The organism is Mitsuokella jalaludinii DSM 13811, assembly GCF_000702905.1.
In the GTDB taxonomy this organism is placed as follows: Bacteria; Bacillota; Negativicutes; order Selenomonadales; family Selenomonadaceae; genus Mitsuokella; species Mitsuokella jalaludinii.
On the sequence record NZ_JNKR01000002.1, the window covers coordinates 12,622 to 26,710 of the forward strand.

Consider the following 14,089-nt stretch of genomic DNA (forward strand, 5'->3'; position numbering starts at 1 on the left):
CAAAGTAACGTCATAAGCTTACGTAAAGCCAGGAGCTTTCTTATGCATACGCATAGGGAGCTCCTTTTCTGCATATCAGGGGCTAAAAAGACAATGGACCATTTCTAGCGGATTCTTTAAGGAGTGATCAACTTGGGGAAAACAAATGTATCCTTACGAGGCAAGAACGTCCTCGGACTCGCTGACTTCTCGGCGGAGGAGATCCGTCTCGTACTCGAGACGGCCAAGGAAATGAAGAACATCATCCATCGTGACATCAAGAAAGTCCCGACGCTGCGCGGCAAGTCCATTGTCACGCTGTTCTACGAGCCGTCGACGCGCACGCGCACGTCGTTCGAGCTTGCAGGTAAGTACCTCGGCGCCGATGTCGTCAACATCACGGCGGGCACGTCGAGCATCGTCAAGGGCGAGAGCCTGCGCGACACGCTCTACACAATCGAGGCGATGGGTGTCGACGCCATCGTCATGCGCCACAAGGCAGAGGGCGCGGCGGAGTACGCTGCGCGCGTCGTGAGCCCGGTCATCATCAACGCCGGTGACGGCGCCCACGCGCATCCGTCGCAGGGCCTGCTGAACCTCTTCACGATCGAGCAGCACAAGGGTCATCTCGAGGGCCTCAAGGTCGCCATCCTCGGCGATGTCCTGCACAGCCGCGTCGCGCGCTCCGATATCTACGGCATGCGCAAGATGGGCATGGAAGTCCACATCGCCGGCCCGAAGACGCTCTTGCCGCGCTTCCTTTCGGAGGAGCCGGGCATCGTCGTGCACGAGCGCATCGAGGACGCCATCAAGGACGCGGACGTCATCGAAGTCCTGCGCATCCAGCTCGAGCGCATGAAGGGCGGTCTCTTCCCGACGACGCGCGAGTACGCCCGCATCTTCGGCCTCAACAATGAGCGCCTCGCCCTCGCGAAGGACGATGTGCTCGTCCTCCATCCGGGCCCGATGAATAAAGGATGGGAAATCTCGCCGTTCGTCGCGTACGGCGACAACTCCGCGATTCAGGAAGAAGTCCAGAATGGCGTAGCCGTCCGCATGGCACTCTTTACCTTGGTTCTGACGGGAGGGAAACAGGAATGAAACTGATACTCAAAGGTGGCCGGGTCATCAATCCGGCAGAGCATTTTGACGAAGTCGCTGATGTGCTGATCGAGGATGGCAAGATTGCTGCCATCGGCAAGGACCTCGCAGCTGAAGGTGCGGAAGTCTACGATGCAGCGGGCAAGCTCGTCACGCCAGGCCTCATCGACATGCACACGCACTTCCGCGAGCCAGGCCAGGAGGCCAAGGAGGACTTTGAGTCCGGCTCGAAGGCAGCAGCCGCCGGCGGCTACACGACGGTCGCGACGATGCCGAATACGAAGCCGGTCGTCGATGCGGCTGACATCGTGCGCAGCCTCCAGAAGCGCGCCGAGGACGTCGCCAAGGTCCACATCCGCATCATCGGTGCAGTGACGAAGGGCCAGAAGGGCCAGGAGCTCGCCGAGCTCGGCGACATGGTCGAGGCGGGCGCTGTCGCGTTCTCCGATGACGGCCACTTCGACCCGACGGCCAAGGTCCTCTTGAACGCCTACGACTACCTGCACACGTTCGACAAGGTCATCATCAACCACGAGGAAGAGACGTCGCTCGTCGAGGACGGCGTCATGAATGAGGGCCACCGCAGCGCGATGCTCGGCATGAAGGGCCGCCCGACGGTCGCCGAGGACATCGCCGTCGCCCGCGACATCCTTCTCGCGGAGTACGCCGGCGCGCGCGTCCACGTCGCCCACATCAGCTCGGGCCGCTCTGTCGACCTCGTGCGCCAGGCCAAGAAGCGCGGCGTGCGCGTCACGACGGAGGTCACGCCGCACCACCTGACGATGACGGACGAGTGCGTCAACCTCTACGACAGCTCGACGAAGACGAATCCGCCGCTGCGCACGCAGAGCGATGTCGACGCGATGGTCGAGGGCCTCAAGGACGGCACGATCGACGCCATCGTCACGGACCACTCCCCGCACGCACAGGAGGAGAAGGACCGCGAGTACGTGTACGCTCCGAGCGGCTTCCCCGGCCTTGAGACGGCCATCGGCGTGCTCTTCACGGATCTCTGCAAGACGGGCAAGGTCGACATCCCGACGATCATCGAGAGAATGACGTGGGGCCCTGCAAAGGCCTTCAAGCTCGATGCCGGCACGATCAACGTCGGCGCGAATGCCGATGTCACAGTCATCGACCCTGATCTTGTCTGGACGGTCGACCCGAAGAAGTTCTACACGAGAGGCAGCCATTCGCCGTTCGTCGGCCGCGAGCTCACGGGCAAGCCGGTCCTGACGATTGTCGATGGCAAGGTCGTCATGAAAGACGGCGTGGTTCTCTGATTAGTGAGGTGTTTTGAGTGAAAGGAAAATTGATCCTGGAAGACGGCAGCGTATTCCACGGGGAACTCTTGAATAATATCAAGGCAACGGGTGAAGTTGTCTTCAATACCGGCATGGTCGGCTATCAGGAAAGCCTGACGGACCCGTCCTACTGCCGCCAGATCCTGACGCTGACCTACCCGATGGTCGGCAACTACGGCATCGCTGACATCTTCATGCAGTCGCGCAAGTCGTTCGTCAATGGCTTCGTCATCGGCGAGCTCTGCGAGCACGGCAGCAACTGGCACTATGAGACAAGCCTCGCGGACTTTCTGACAAAACAGGGCGTCCCGTGCCTTTACAACGTCGACACGCGCGCTGTCACGCGCAAGATCCGCAATGCCGGCACGATGAAAGGCATCATTGTCTCCGAGGATGCCGCGCAGACGGAGATCGACGAGCTCTTCGCCGTGCCCATCAAGAAGGACGTCGTCATGGAAGTCACGACGCCTGAGGCCTACACGCTCGAGAGCGAGAAGGAAGACGCGCCGTTTGTCGTCGCGATGGACTTCGGCGTCAAGCAGAACATCATCAAGTCGATGCACGACCTCGGCTTCAAGATCACGGTCGTTCCGGCTCACACGACGGCAGAGGAAGTGCTCGCCATGAACCCGGACGGCGTCTTCCTCTCGAACGGCCCTGGCGACCCGGCTGACGTGCCGGAGATCGTCGAAGAGGTCAAGAAGCTCATCGGTAAGAAGCCGATCTTCGGCATCTGCCTCGGCCATCAGCTCTTGGCGCTCGCGATGGGCGCGAAGACCTACAAGCTCAAGTTCGGCCACCGCGGCACGAACCAGCCGGTCAAGGACCTGCGCACGGGCAATGTCTACATCTCCTCGCAGAACCACGGCTACGCCGTCGACGAAGAATCCCTCAAGGACCTGCCGCTGACGGTCACGCACATCAATGTCAACGACGGCACGGTCGAGGGCATGCGCCACAATACGCTTCCGATCTTCTCCGTGCAGTATCATCCGGAAGCAGCGCCTGGCCCAGACGACAACATGTACCTGTTCGACGAGTTCTGGGCAATGCTGAAGAAAGGGGAATGACTCGTGCCAAAGAAAGCGAATCTCAAGAAAGTAATGGTCATCGGCTCTGGCCCAATCATCATCGGCCAGGCCGCTGAATTCGACTACGCCGGCTCCCAGGCCTGCCGCGCGCTCAAGGAAGAAGGCCTCGAAGTCGTGCTCGTCAACTCGAACCCGGCGACGATCATGACGGATACGCACATCGCGGACCGCGTCTACATCGAGCCGCTGACGCCGGAATTCCTCGAGGAGATCATCTCGAAGGAGCGCCCGGACGGCCTGCTCGCGACGCTCGGCGGCCAGGCTGGCCTGAACCTCGCGGTACAGCTCTCCGAGAAGGGCGTCCTCGAGAAGTACAATGTCGAGCTGCTCGGCACGCCCTTGAAGGCCATCGAGCGAGCAGAGGACCGCGAGCTCTTCAAAGAGACGATGCAGAAGCTCGGCGAGCCGATCCCCGAGAGCACGATCGTCGAGGATGTGCCGTCGGCTGTGGCGTTCGCCAATGAGATCGGGTATCCGGTCATCGTCCGCCCGGCCTACACGATGGGCGGTACCGGCGGCGGCATCGCCGAGAACGAAGAGGAGCTCGTCGAGACGGTCATCAAGGGCCTGACGTACTCCATGATCGGCCAGGTGCTCATCGAGCGCAGCGTCGCCGGCTGGAAAGAGATCGAGTACGAGGTCATGCGCGACGGCCACGACAACTGCATCACCGTCTGCAACATGGAGAACTTCGACCCGGTCGGCGTCCACACGGGCGATTCCATCGTCGTCGCTCCGTCGCAGACGCTGACGGACCACGAGTACCAGATGCTCCGCTCTGCATCGCTCCGCATCATCCGCGAGCTCGGCATCGAAGGCGGCTGCAACGCGCAGTACGCACTCGACCCGAACAGCAACCGCTACTACGTCATCGAGGTCAACCCGCGCGTCAGCCGCTCCTCGGCGCTCGCTTCGAAGGCGACGGGCTACCCAATCGCGAAGGTTTCCGCGAAGATCGCCATCGGCTACACGCTCGATGAGATCACGAACGCCGTCACCCAGAAGACGAAGGCCTGCTTCGAGCCGGCCCTCGACTACTGCGTCGTCAAGTTCCCGCGCTGGCCGTTCGACAAGTTCGTCTACGCTGACCGCACGCTCGGCACGCAGATGAAGGCGACGGGCGAGGTCATGAGCATCGACCGCCACTTCGAGGGCGCCATCCTCAAGGCGGCCCGCTCGCTCGAGATCGGCGTGCACCGCCTGCACATGGACAAGATGGACGCCTGGGACGATGCCCGCGTCAAGAAGAACCTCGCGCGCATCAACGACGAGCGCATCTTCGTCATCGCCGAAGCCCTGCGCCGCGGCATTGCGACAGTCGACGAGATCCACGATATCACGAAGGTCGACAAGTGGTTCCTCTACAAGATCCAGAACATCGCGACCATCGAGAACAAGCTCAAGGATGAAGCCCTGACGCCGAGCCTCATGCTCGAGGCGAAGAACATCGGCCTGGCCGACCGCTCCATCGCCGAGATCACGGGCAAGACGGCAGACGAGGTCCGCACCATCCGCAAGACGATGCACATCCTGCCGAAGTACAAGATGGTCGATACGTGTGCAGCCGAGTTCGAGGCCGCCACGCCGTACTACTACTCGACCTTCCAGGCAGAGGAGGACGAAGTCCGTGTGTCCGACGCCCGCAAGGTCATCGTCCTCGGCTCCGGCCCGATCCGCATCGGCCAGGGCGTCGAGTTCGACTACTGCTCCGTACACTCCGTCTGGGCACTGCGTGAGATGGGCATCGAGGCCATCATCATCAACAACAACCCGGAGACGGTATCGACGGACTTCGACATCTCCGACCGCCTCTACTTTGAGCCGCTGACGGCAGAGGATGTCCTCAACATCATCGACAAGGAAAATCCGGAGGGCGTCATCGTCCAGTTCGGCGGCCAGACGGCCATCAACCTCGCCGCATCCCTGCAGAAGGCAGGCGTCAAGGTCTTCGGCACGTCGGTCGACGACATCGACCGCGCAGAGGACCGCGAGCGCTTCGATGAAGTCCTCACGCAGACGCAGATCCCGCGCCCGCAGGGCATCAGCGTCACGAACCTCGACGATGCCGTCACGGGTGCCGCCAAGATCGGCTACCCGGTCATGGTCCGCCCGTCGTACGTCCTCGGCGGCCGCGCGATGGAGATCGTCTACAACGAGGCGGAGCTGCGCGACTACATGAGCCGCGCCGTCAAGGTCACGCCGGACCACCCGGTTCTCGTCGACCGCTACATGCAGGGCACGGAAGTCGAGGTCGATGGCATCTCCGATGGCGTCGATGTCGTCATCCCGGGCATCATGGAGCACGTCGAGCGCGCCGGTGTCCACTCGGGCGACTCCATCGCCGTCTACCCGCCGCAGACGCTCTCGTCGAAGGTCATCTACACGATCATCGACTACACGAAGCGCCTCGCGCTCTCGCTGCACGTCAAGGGCCTCCTGAACATCCAGTTCGTCGTCGTCGACGGCGAGGTCTATATCATCGAGGTCAACCCGCGCTCCTCGCGCACGGTGCCATTCCTCTCGAAGGTCACGAACGTCGACATGGTCGGCATCGCGACGCGCATCGCCATGGGCCACACCTTGAAGGAGCTCGGCTACAAGTCGGGCCTCGTGCCGCCGAAGCCGTACGTCGCCGTCAAGGCACCGGTCTTCTCCTTCGCGAAGATGACAGACGTCGACATCGCGCTCGGACCTGAGATGAAGTCGACGGGCGAGGTCATGGGCATCGACTACCACTACGCGCGCGCCCTCTACAAGGCCATCATCGGCTCGGGCATCCACGTCCCGACGAAGGGCTGCATCCTCTTCACGGTTGCCGACAAGGACAAGGAAGAGATGAAGCAGCTCGCCAAGGCCTTTGCCGAACTCGGCTTCGAGATCTGCGCGACGGAGGGCACGGCCAAGGCCATCCAGTCGATGGGCATCGATGCAGAAGTCGTCGGCAAGGTCCACGAGCGCAGCTCCGACATCATCCAGATGATCAAGAACGGCAAGATCAACATGGTCATCAACACCTTGACGCAGGGCAAGCACTCGGCCAAGGACGGCTTCAAGATCCGCCGCGCGACGGTCGAGCACGGCATCGCCTGCCTGACGTCTCTCGACACGGCCTGGGAAGTCCTGCGCGTGCTCTCCTTCATGCGTGAGCGCCGCCTTGTCTACTCGCTGGCCATCCAGGACTATGTAGGTGGTGGTGATGACCTTGCCTAATCATCCAGAGAAAATCGTGCGCGACGCGAAGGTCCTCGCACAGCAGGAGCTCGCGACGAACGTCTACTTCCTCGTCGTCGAGTCGCCAGAGATCGCGCGCCGGGCCAAGGCCGGGCAGTTCGTGCAGCTGCGCATCCTCTCGGGTGCGTTCACACTGCGCCGCCCGGTCGGCGTGGCGGCTGTCGACGAGAAGAAGGGCAGCATCGCCTTCATCTACCGCGTCGTCGGCAAGGGCACGAAAGCGCTCGCACAGCTGATGCCGGGGGAGATGGTCAATGTGCTCGGCCCGCTCGGCCACGGCTTCGCGATGGCGTACAAGCACCCGCTGATCGTCGGCGGCGGCATGGGACTCTCGCCGCTGCTCTACTACGCGGCAGCCATGCAGGGCAAAGCCGACGTCCTCATGGGGGGCAAGACGGCCGAAGAGCTCTTCTGGTCGGGCCTCTTTGACGACCTCTGCGGCCATTGCTTCCTGACGACGGATGACGGCTCGCGCGGCACCAAGGGCTTCACGACGACCGTCCTTCCCGAGATCCTCGAGAGGGGCGACTACGATGTCGTCGTGACCTGCGGCCCGGAAGTCATGATGCGCGGCGTCGCCAAGATCGCCAGAGAGCACGGCATCCCGTGCGAAGTCTCGCTCGAGAAGCGCATGGCCTGCGGCCTCGGCGCCTGCCTCTCGTGCTCGATTGACACGACGGACGGCCAGCGCAAGAAGGTCTGCAAGGACGGCCCCGTCTTCCCGGCAGAGGAGGTGTTCGCATGAGTGACGAACGACTCCAGACAAATCTTCTCGGCATCGCCATGAAGACGCCGGTGCTGACGGCCTCGGGCACGTTCGGCTTCGGCGAGGAATTCAAAGACTTCGTCGACCTCTCGCGCCTCGGCGGCGTCATGGTCAAGGGCACGACGCTCCTGCCGCGCCGCGGCAACGACGGCGTGCGCATCACAGAGACGCCGGAGGGCATGCTCAACTGCATCGGCCTCGAGAATCCGGGCGTCGAGCACTTCCTCGATGAGACGCTGCCGCGCATTCAGCAGTACGGCATGAACGTCATCGTCAACATCTCGGGCAGCACGGCAGAGGAGTACGGCAAGCTCGCCGGTCTCCTCGACGTGCCGGGCGTCGCGGCCATCGAGCTCAACGTCTCGTGCCCGAACGTCAAAGAAGGCGGCATCGTCTTCGGCACCGACCCGGAGGCGGCTGCGGCCGTCGTCCGCGAGGCCAAGGCGCACACGAAGAAGCCCGTCATCCTCAAGCTCTCGCCGAACGTCACCGACATCGTCGCGATGGCCAGGGCCGTCGAGGCGGCCGGCGCAGACGCCGTGTCGCTCATCAATACGCTGCTCGGCATGGAGATCGACATCCACAGATTCCGCCCCGTGCTCGGCAACATCACAGGCGGCCTCTCCGGCCCCTGCGTAAAGCCGGTCGCTGTGCGCATGGTCTGGCAGGTCGCGCAGGCCGTCCGCATCCCGATCATCGGCATGGGCGGTATCGCGAGTGCAGAAGATGCCGTCGAATTCTTCCTCGCCGGTGCGAGCGCCGTCGCCGTCGGCACGGCCAACTTCACCGACCCGGAGATCACGATGAAGATCTGCGACGGCCTCGACACGTACCTTGCTGAGCACGGCTTCTCGAGCATCGAGGAGATCGTCGGCAAGGCCAATCCGGGCTTTCTCGGGTTCCGGAACGATGTTCAGAAAGGATGACAGAGATAATGGCAATCCAAGCAGATGACCGCTTGATCGTGGCCCTCGACTTCCACACGATGGAGGACGTCAAGTCCCTCGTCGAGAAGCTCGGGGAAAGCGTCTCATACTATAAAGTCGGCATGGAGCTCTTCTACAGCGTCGGCGGCGAAGTCGTCCGCTGGCTGCGCGGCCAGGGCAAGCACGTCTTCCTCGACCTCAAGCTCCACGACATCCCGAACACCGTGGCCGGCGGGCTCTGCTCGCTCATGGACCTCGGCGCCGACATCCTCAATGTCCACGCGAGCGGCGGCTACACGATGATGAAGACGGCAGCCGACCGGCTGCACGCGGCAGCAGAGGAGAGAGGCATCCCGTGCCCGAAGCTCATCGCCATCACGGTGCTGACGAGCATCAACCAGGAAGACTGGGCGGGCGTCGGCCAGACCCTTCCCATCAAGGACGCCGTCGTGCGCCTCACAAAGCTCGCCAAGTCGGCCGGCCTTGACGGCGTCGTCGCGTCGCCGCAGGAAGCAGCCCTCATCCGCGAAGCGTGCGGCGAGGACTTCCTGATCGTGACGCCGGGCGTGCGCCCTGCAGGCTCGGCCATCAACGACCAGAGCCGCATCGCGACGCCTTCGGCTGCGCTCAAGAGCGGCGCGAGCCACCTCGTCATCGGCCGCCCGATCCGCGCCGCCGAAGACCCGAAGGCCGCAGCCGAGGCTATCTTGAAAGAAATGGAGACCGTACAATGAAAATGACCGAAGAAGAAGTAAAAGACCTGCTCGTCAAGACGAACGCCATCATGAATGGCCACTTCCTGCTGACGTCCGGTCTGCACAGCCCGCACTACGTCGAGAAATTCAACGTGCTGCAGCATCCGAAGTACACGCAGCAGCTCTGCGAGGCGATGGCCGAGAAGTTCAAGGACGCTGACATCGAGACCGTCGTCGGCCCGATGACCGGCGGCATCCTGCTCGCTCACGAGACGGGCAAGGCCCTCGGCACGCGCGCCATCTTCACGGAGCGCGTCGACGGCAAGATGACCTTCCGCCGCGGCTTCCACCTGCATCCGGGTGAGCGCTGCCTGATTGTCGAAGACATCGTCACGACCGGCGGCTCCATCAAGGAAGTCATCGACGTCGTCAAGGCAAACGGCGGCATCCCCGTCGCCGTCAGCATGCTCGTCGACCGCAGCGGCGGCAAAGTCAATTTCGGCGACGTCCCGTGCACGGCACTGCTGCACCTCAACGTCGAGACCTACAAGCCAGAGGACTGCCCGCTCTGCAAACAGGGCATCCCGATGACAAAACGCGGACGGACTGGTCGCTAAGGTTCAAAGGCATACCAGTAATGCGACCGTGTGTGGCAGCACCGGGAAAAATAAGACTGCGTTTTTAAGCGTGAAAAAGCAGCATCGCTCAGGAATTGCCTGACGATGCTGCTTTTTGCTGTCTTATACGCATTTGGCAGGAAAAAACGAACGTGCTGTCGAATCGTTATACTTAGGAAAACTTAAGGAATGATAGACGCAAAAGAGAGGGGATTTCCATTGAGCAAAGTGTACGATGACATGATGAACGGCGAAATCTACTGGCCGGGTGATGAGGAACTGATGAAGCAGCAGCTCGACTGCATGGAAAAGCTCTACGACTACAATGCCACGCGGCCGCATGAGTGGGAGAAGCGGCAGAAGCTGCTCAAAGAGATGCTAGCAGAAGCCGGGGAGGACTGCTACATCGAGCCGCCGCTGCACGCGAACTGGGGCGGCCATCACCTGCACCTCGGCAAGCAGGTCTACGCCAACTACAACCTCACGGCCGTCGACGACGGCGAGATCTTCATCGGCGACTACACGATGATCGGGCCAAACGTCACGCTCGCGACGCCGAACCATCCGCTAGCACCGGAGCTGCGCGAGAAAGGCTATCAGTACAATCTGCCCATCCGCATCGGCAAGAACGTCTGGCTCGGCGCAGGCGTCATCGTCGTGCCCGGCGTCACGATCGGTGACAACACGGTCATCGGCGCGGGCAGCGTCGTGACGCGCGACATCCCCGCAGGCGTGCTGGCCTTTGGCGTGCCGTGCCGCGTGCAGCGCGAGCTCGGCGAACGCGACTGGGAATTCTACCACAAGGGCAGGCGCGTGCCGCAGGAGCTGCTGAAGTACCGCAGGCCCGGCAAAGAGACGGAGGCATGACCACGGTCCAGCTTATGCTGGTCACGGTCAAAGGATCTTGACCGGCTTGAAATCGAGATAGTCGCCTGAGACAAGCCGGTAGGTGATGCCGCGCACGACGCCCTGCAGGCTGTCGTGGAAGCGCTCCTCGCCGTGGCAGTGCGAGTAGATGACCTGCTCGGCGCCGTATTCCTCGGCGATGTCGGTGAAGGGGCTCTTCTGCTCGAGGATGTTCGTCGGCGGATAGTGCAGGAACAGGATGAACTTCTGGAAGCCCGCATCCACCGCCGCATCGAGCGAGCGGCGCAGCCGCGTGCACTCGCGCTCGACGAGCATCTTGGCGTGCGCTTCGCGCTCCTCATCCCAGCCGATGACGCGGCCCTGCCCGTCGAGATAGAACGGCCCCTCAAACGTGAAGCCCTTCGTGCCGACGAGCGCGTAATCTTCGTAGGCAAAGAAATTATTCTGCAGGAAGGACAGCTTCCCCGCAAAGCGGCGATTGAGAGAGGCTGTCCTCTTTGCGTCCCAGAACATGTCGTGGTTGCCGCGCAGCAGGATCTTGCGCCCCGGCAGCGCCTCGATGAATGCGAGATCCTGCTCACACTCCGCGAGCTTTCGCCCCCAGGAGTGGTCGCCCGTGATGACGAGCGTGTCGTGCGGCCCGACGAGCGCCTCGCAGTTCCGCTTGATTTTTTCTTCATGGTGCCGCCACACCGCGCCAAAGACGTCCATCGACTTCTCGGGTGTCTGGAACGAGAGGTGAAAATCACCGATTGCAAAGAGAGCCATATTTACTGCCCCTTTCGTATAACGTGGATGCATGGCTTAATTGACTTTTCTCTATTTTTATGATATGCTTTGCATAGATAAAAAGAGCGAACCTAAGATGGTCGGCTCGGCATATCTGTTGGCTAAAAAATTTCGGCCATACAAACAGCGCTGCAGACGCTGATGGCCACCGTACATCCCGAAGAAGCCGTCCCTGGCAGGACGGCTTTTTCATTTGTGAATGTACGCCGAAGGGTTATTTCCGAATGATGCGGAGCAGTTCCAGCAGGAACGTTCCGTCAATGACTCCGAAGGAAGCCAGCACGATCAAGGCGAGAAAGACCAGCACTGAGAGTGCAGCCAGTCCGCAGACCGTGAGGATAGCAACCTCCGAGGAGAACAGTGCTTCCATGGAAGCAGGCATTCGTCGCGTGACACCAGAGGCATCACGTCCCTTTCTGTCTTGGATTTATGCCAAAGCCAGACGGCTCGACTACCGATGACCATCAATTGCATCGTAGATGACAGCAAGATGCTGTGTTCGCTCTAAGGGGAAATCCCCTCTGCTACAGTATAGCAGGAACGAAGAATGCTAGCAAGGAGTGTTAATCTGGATGAAAATGGAGATGGAAATGGAACGAGGCAGATGTGGGGCAGCCACCAAAAGAAACGGCCGGACGTGGCTGTGTGACGAGTTTCCTGTTGATGTTCCTTCGGGCGCGGAATCAATGCGCGGCATTGTCCTGCATGCGCCAGAGCCACGCGCTTTGCTCGTGCAGCCCGTCGGGCAGGAAGAGATTGTTGCGCGCAAGGGGCTCTTTGAGGAAGTCAGCGCCATTGCCGCTGCTGTTAGCATGCCGCTGGCTGTCGCCTTCCTTGCCGTCGAGGACTGGAACCAGCAGCTTTCCCCGTGGCAGGCGCCCGCCGTCTTCGGCAAGCAGGACTTTGGCGCAGGGGCAGAGGAGACGCTGAAGTCCATCGAGGCCATCCTGCCCGCGCTTAAGAGCCATTGTGCTCTGGCAGAGGATGCGCCCGTCGTACTCGGTGGCTACTCCCTCGCCGCGCTCTTCTCACTCTGGAGCGCCTATGAAAGCACCTCGTTCGACGCCATTGCCGCCGCATCGCCGTCCGTCTGGTTCCCCGGCTGGCTCGACTACGCCAAAGCCCGCGAGCCAAAGGCAGGCATCATCTACCTGAGCCTCGGCGACCGCGAAGACAAGACCCGCAACCCCGTCATGCGCACCGTCAGCACCTGCATCGAGGAGCAGCACGCCCTGCTGCAAGATGCCGGCATCAAGACAACCCTCACCTGGAACCCCGGCAACCACTTCCAGCATCCCGAACAACGCTGTGCCAAAGGCTTCACCTGGTGCCTGGAGCAACTTTTTCGATAAATTGACGTGCTGGATTGGTTCATGCAAGTATCCTGATGAAGAAAATTGCCAATCCGTGCAATAGGGTTTAAAATAGATAAACATAGAGATTCCCAGTGGCAGGCTTCTGCGTGGTTTGCTGCTGCTCAAGAATTTTGGATAGGGTCAATTGGTGCGTAAAGGAAAAGGTGAAAACATGGCAAGACAGTCTTATTTGGAACACAGCGCCGTGACGGTGCGAGATATTGAATGGTCCAAAAATTTTTTTGAGAAAATCCTTGGCATGACAGAAACGCGCCGCAAGGAAAAAGATGGTCATCTCAAGATGGTCTGGCTCAAGGGTGGCGTGCAGCTTGTGGCCGCGCCAGAAGACTATAAAGCGGGACAGGGACATCATCTCGGCATCGTTGTCGAGGATATGCCCGAAGTCCTCAGGGAAATGCTTGCTGTCAAGGGTGTCCATCACATCGAGGGCAAGCCCGAAAAATGGGTGCAGCTGCCCGACGGCCTGACGCTCGAGCTGTTCCAGGAAAAGCCCGGTGCTATCCAAAACGTGCTGAATATCGAGGTAAAATAAAGCGTAGACAGAGCAGCCGTTCTGCAGGCGGCCCTGCTCGTGAATGACGTCTGCGCGCAGAAGGTCTGACGAGGCCGATACTGAAAGCGTTGCAGCATAAATAAGGGGGAGTGAAAAAATGATTTTTCACTCCCCCGGTCAGTGGTCAGTGGCCGAAGGAACCGATTTGCTGTTGGCAAATCGGGTGGAATCGTAGGGGCGGGTCGGCGTGACCCGCCCGGTGCACAGTGGAATAAGCCGAGTAGCCAGCATTTTTAGACTAAAAAATAAGAAAACTTAGCCTTGTCATTTTTTTTTTGCTGGCGTAAAATAAAATAGGCAATGATGGAATCATTTTTGTTTGCATCATAATTGATGATGAGGAGGTTGTTGGTGTATGAAACATTGGGAAAGAGTGGCTTTGACTTGTGTATTGGGGACCGGGATCTTCTTCGGGGTCGGGGGTATGGCCCCCAATTCGTTGGTAACGCTGCAGCCGGTTCCTGTGGCGGAAGCAGCTGCGGATACCTGGCTGGCATCCGATGGCTCCACCCAGTATTACCTGAAGGGTGGCACGCTGCAATATCGGCAGCCCACTAGGGATATGCGTTTATCGGGGGCCTACAGCTTCCGGGCACGGATCGCCATCGTTTATGAGGACGGCAGTGCAGAAGTGCATAATATCCGTATGGCCAGCAAAGGGGCGTTGGGATTGTCCATCGACGGCGGCCCCATGGAACTGGTAGATTCTGATTCTGTGTATGCAGAGATCTACCATACCATTGTGAACCGGTACATCCAGTAAAAGGGAATGCAAAAAAGGGGGGAGTGAAAAA

14 protein-coding genes are annotated in these 14,089 nt (G+C 60.6%); 12 read left to right on the top strand and 2 right to left on the bottom strand.

What is annotated here, in order from left to right:
* The first annotated feature begins 132 nt into the window (after positions 1 to 132).
* From T518_RS02260 to T518_RS02300, 9 genes are all read left to right on the top strand, one after another.
* A complete protein-coding gene (locus tag T518_RS02260; RefSeq protein WP_036374596.1) occupies positions 133 to 1,080 on the top strand; it encodes an aspartate carbamoyltransferase catalytic subunit in 948 nt (315 codons plus the stop codon).
* Entirely contained in the window at positions 1,077 to 2,363 is a 1,287-nt protein-coding gene (locus T518_RS02265; RefSeq protein WP_036374599.1) for a dihydroorotase, read from the top strand. The genes T518_RS02260 and T518_RS02265 overlap by 4 nt, the downstream gene beginning before the upstream one ends.
* A 17-nt stretch (positions 2,364 to 2,380) precedes the next feature.
* Positions 2,381 to 3,454: a glutamine-hydrolyzing carbamoyl-phosphate synthase small subunit gene (gene carA / locus T518_RS02270; protein WP_036374601.1), complete on the top strand. Its 1,074-nt coding sequence runs from the start codon at positions 2,381 to 2,383 to the stop codon at positions 3,452 to 3,454.
* Between the two features lie 3 nt (positions 3,455 to 3,457).
* On the top strand, positions 3,458 to 6,685 hold the full coding sequence (carB, locus tag T518_RS02275; RefSeq protein ID WP_036374604.1) for a carbamoyl-phosphate synthase large subunit: 3,228 nt from the start codon (positions 3,458 to 3,460) through the stop codon (positions 6,683 to 6,685).
* Entirely contained in the window at positions 6,672 to 7,451 is a 780-nt protein-coding gene (locus T518_RS02280) for a dihydroorotate dehydrogenase electron transfer subunit (RefSeq protein ID WP_036374607.1), read from the top strand. Before carB ends, T518_RS02280 begins: the two co-directional genes overlap by 14 nt.
* Entirely contained in the window at positions 7,448 to 8,398 is a 951-nt protein-coding gene (locus T518_RS02285; RefSeq protein ID WP_036374610.1) for a dihydroorotate dehydrogenase, read from the top strand. The genes T518_RS02280 and T518_RS02285 overlap by 4 nt, the downstream gene beginning before the upstream one ends.
* An 8-nt stretch (positions 8,399 to 8,406) precedes the next feature.
* Positions 8,407 to 9,132, top strand: a complete 726-nt coding sequence (gene pyrF, locus T518_RS02290) for an orotidine-5'-phosphate decarboxylase (RefSeq protein ID WP_036374613.1) — start codon at positions 8,407 to 8,409, stop codon at positions 9,130 to 9,132.
* A 2-nt stretch (positions 9,133 to 9,134) separates the two neighbouring features.
* On the top strand, positions 9,135 to 9,710 hold the full coding sequence (gene pyrE, locus T518_RS02295) for an orotate phosphoribosyltransferase (RefSeq protein WP_036375042.1): 576 nt from the start codon (positions 9,135 to 9,137) through the stop codon (positions 9,708 to 9,710).
* A 240-nt stretch (positions 9,711 to 9,950) separates the two neighbouring features.
* Positions 9,951 to 10,577: a sugar O-acetyltransferase gene (locus T518_RS02300; RefSeq protein ID WP_036375044.1), complete on the top strand. Its 627-nt coding sequence runs from the start codon at positions 9,951 to 9,953 to the stop codon at positions 10,575 to 10,577.
* Between the two features lie 27 nt (positions 10,578 to 10,604).
* Here T518_RS02300 and T518_RS02305 read toward each other — a convergent pair whose 3' ends face one another.
* Positions 10,605 to 11,345 (bottom strand): metallophosphoesterase, encoded by a 741-nt coding sequence (locus T518_RS02305; RefSeq protein ID WP_036374616.1) that lies wholly within the window; start codon positions 11,343 to 11,345, stop codon positions 10,605 to 10,607.
* Positions 11,346 to 11,580: 235 nt separating this feature from the next.
* Positions 11,581 to 11,736 carry a transporter gene (locus tag T518_RS11820; RefSeq protein ID WP_081828400.1) on the bottom strand — a complete coding sequence of 52 codons (156 nt, stop codon included), beginning with the start codon at positions 11,734 to 11,736 and terminating at the stop codon, positions 11,581 to 11,583.
* A gap of 316 nt (positions 11,737 to 12,052) precedes the next feature.
* Between T518_RS11820 and T518_RS02310 the strand changes: the two genes are divergently transcribed.
* From T518_RS02310 to T518_RS02320, 3 genes are all read left to right on the top strand, one after another.
* Entirely contained in the window at positions 12,053 to 12,718 is a 666-nt protein-coding gene (locus T518_RS02310) for an alpha/beta hydrolase (RefSeq protein WP_051652149.1), read from the top strand.
* A 175-nt stretch (positions 12,719 to 12,893) separates the two neighbouring features.
* Positions 12,894 to 13,274, top strand: coding sequence for a VOC family protein (locus T518_RS02315; protein WP_036374618.1), 381 nt, complete (start codon positions 12,894 to 12,896; stop codon positions 13,272 to 13,274).
* 376 nt (positions 13,275 to 13,650) lie between these two features.
* Positions 13,651 to 14,058 (top strand): hypothetical protein, encoded by a 408-nt coding sequence (locus T518_RS02320; protein WP_036374620.1) that lies wholly within the window; start codon positions 13,651 to 13,653, stop codon positions 14,056 to 14,058.
* The last annotated feature ends 31 nt before the right edge of the window (positions 14,059 to 14,089 follow it).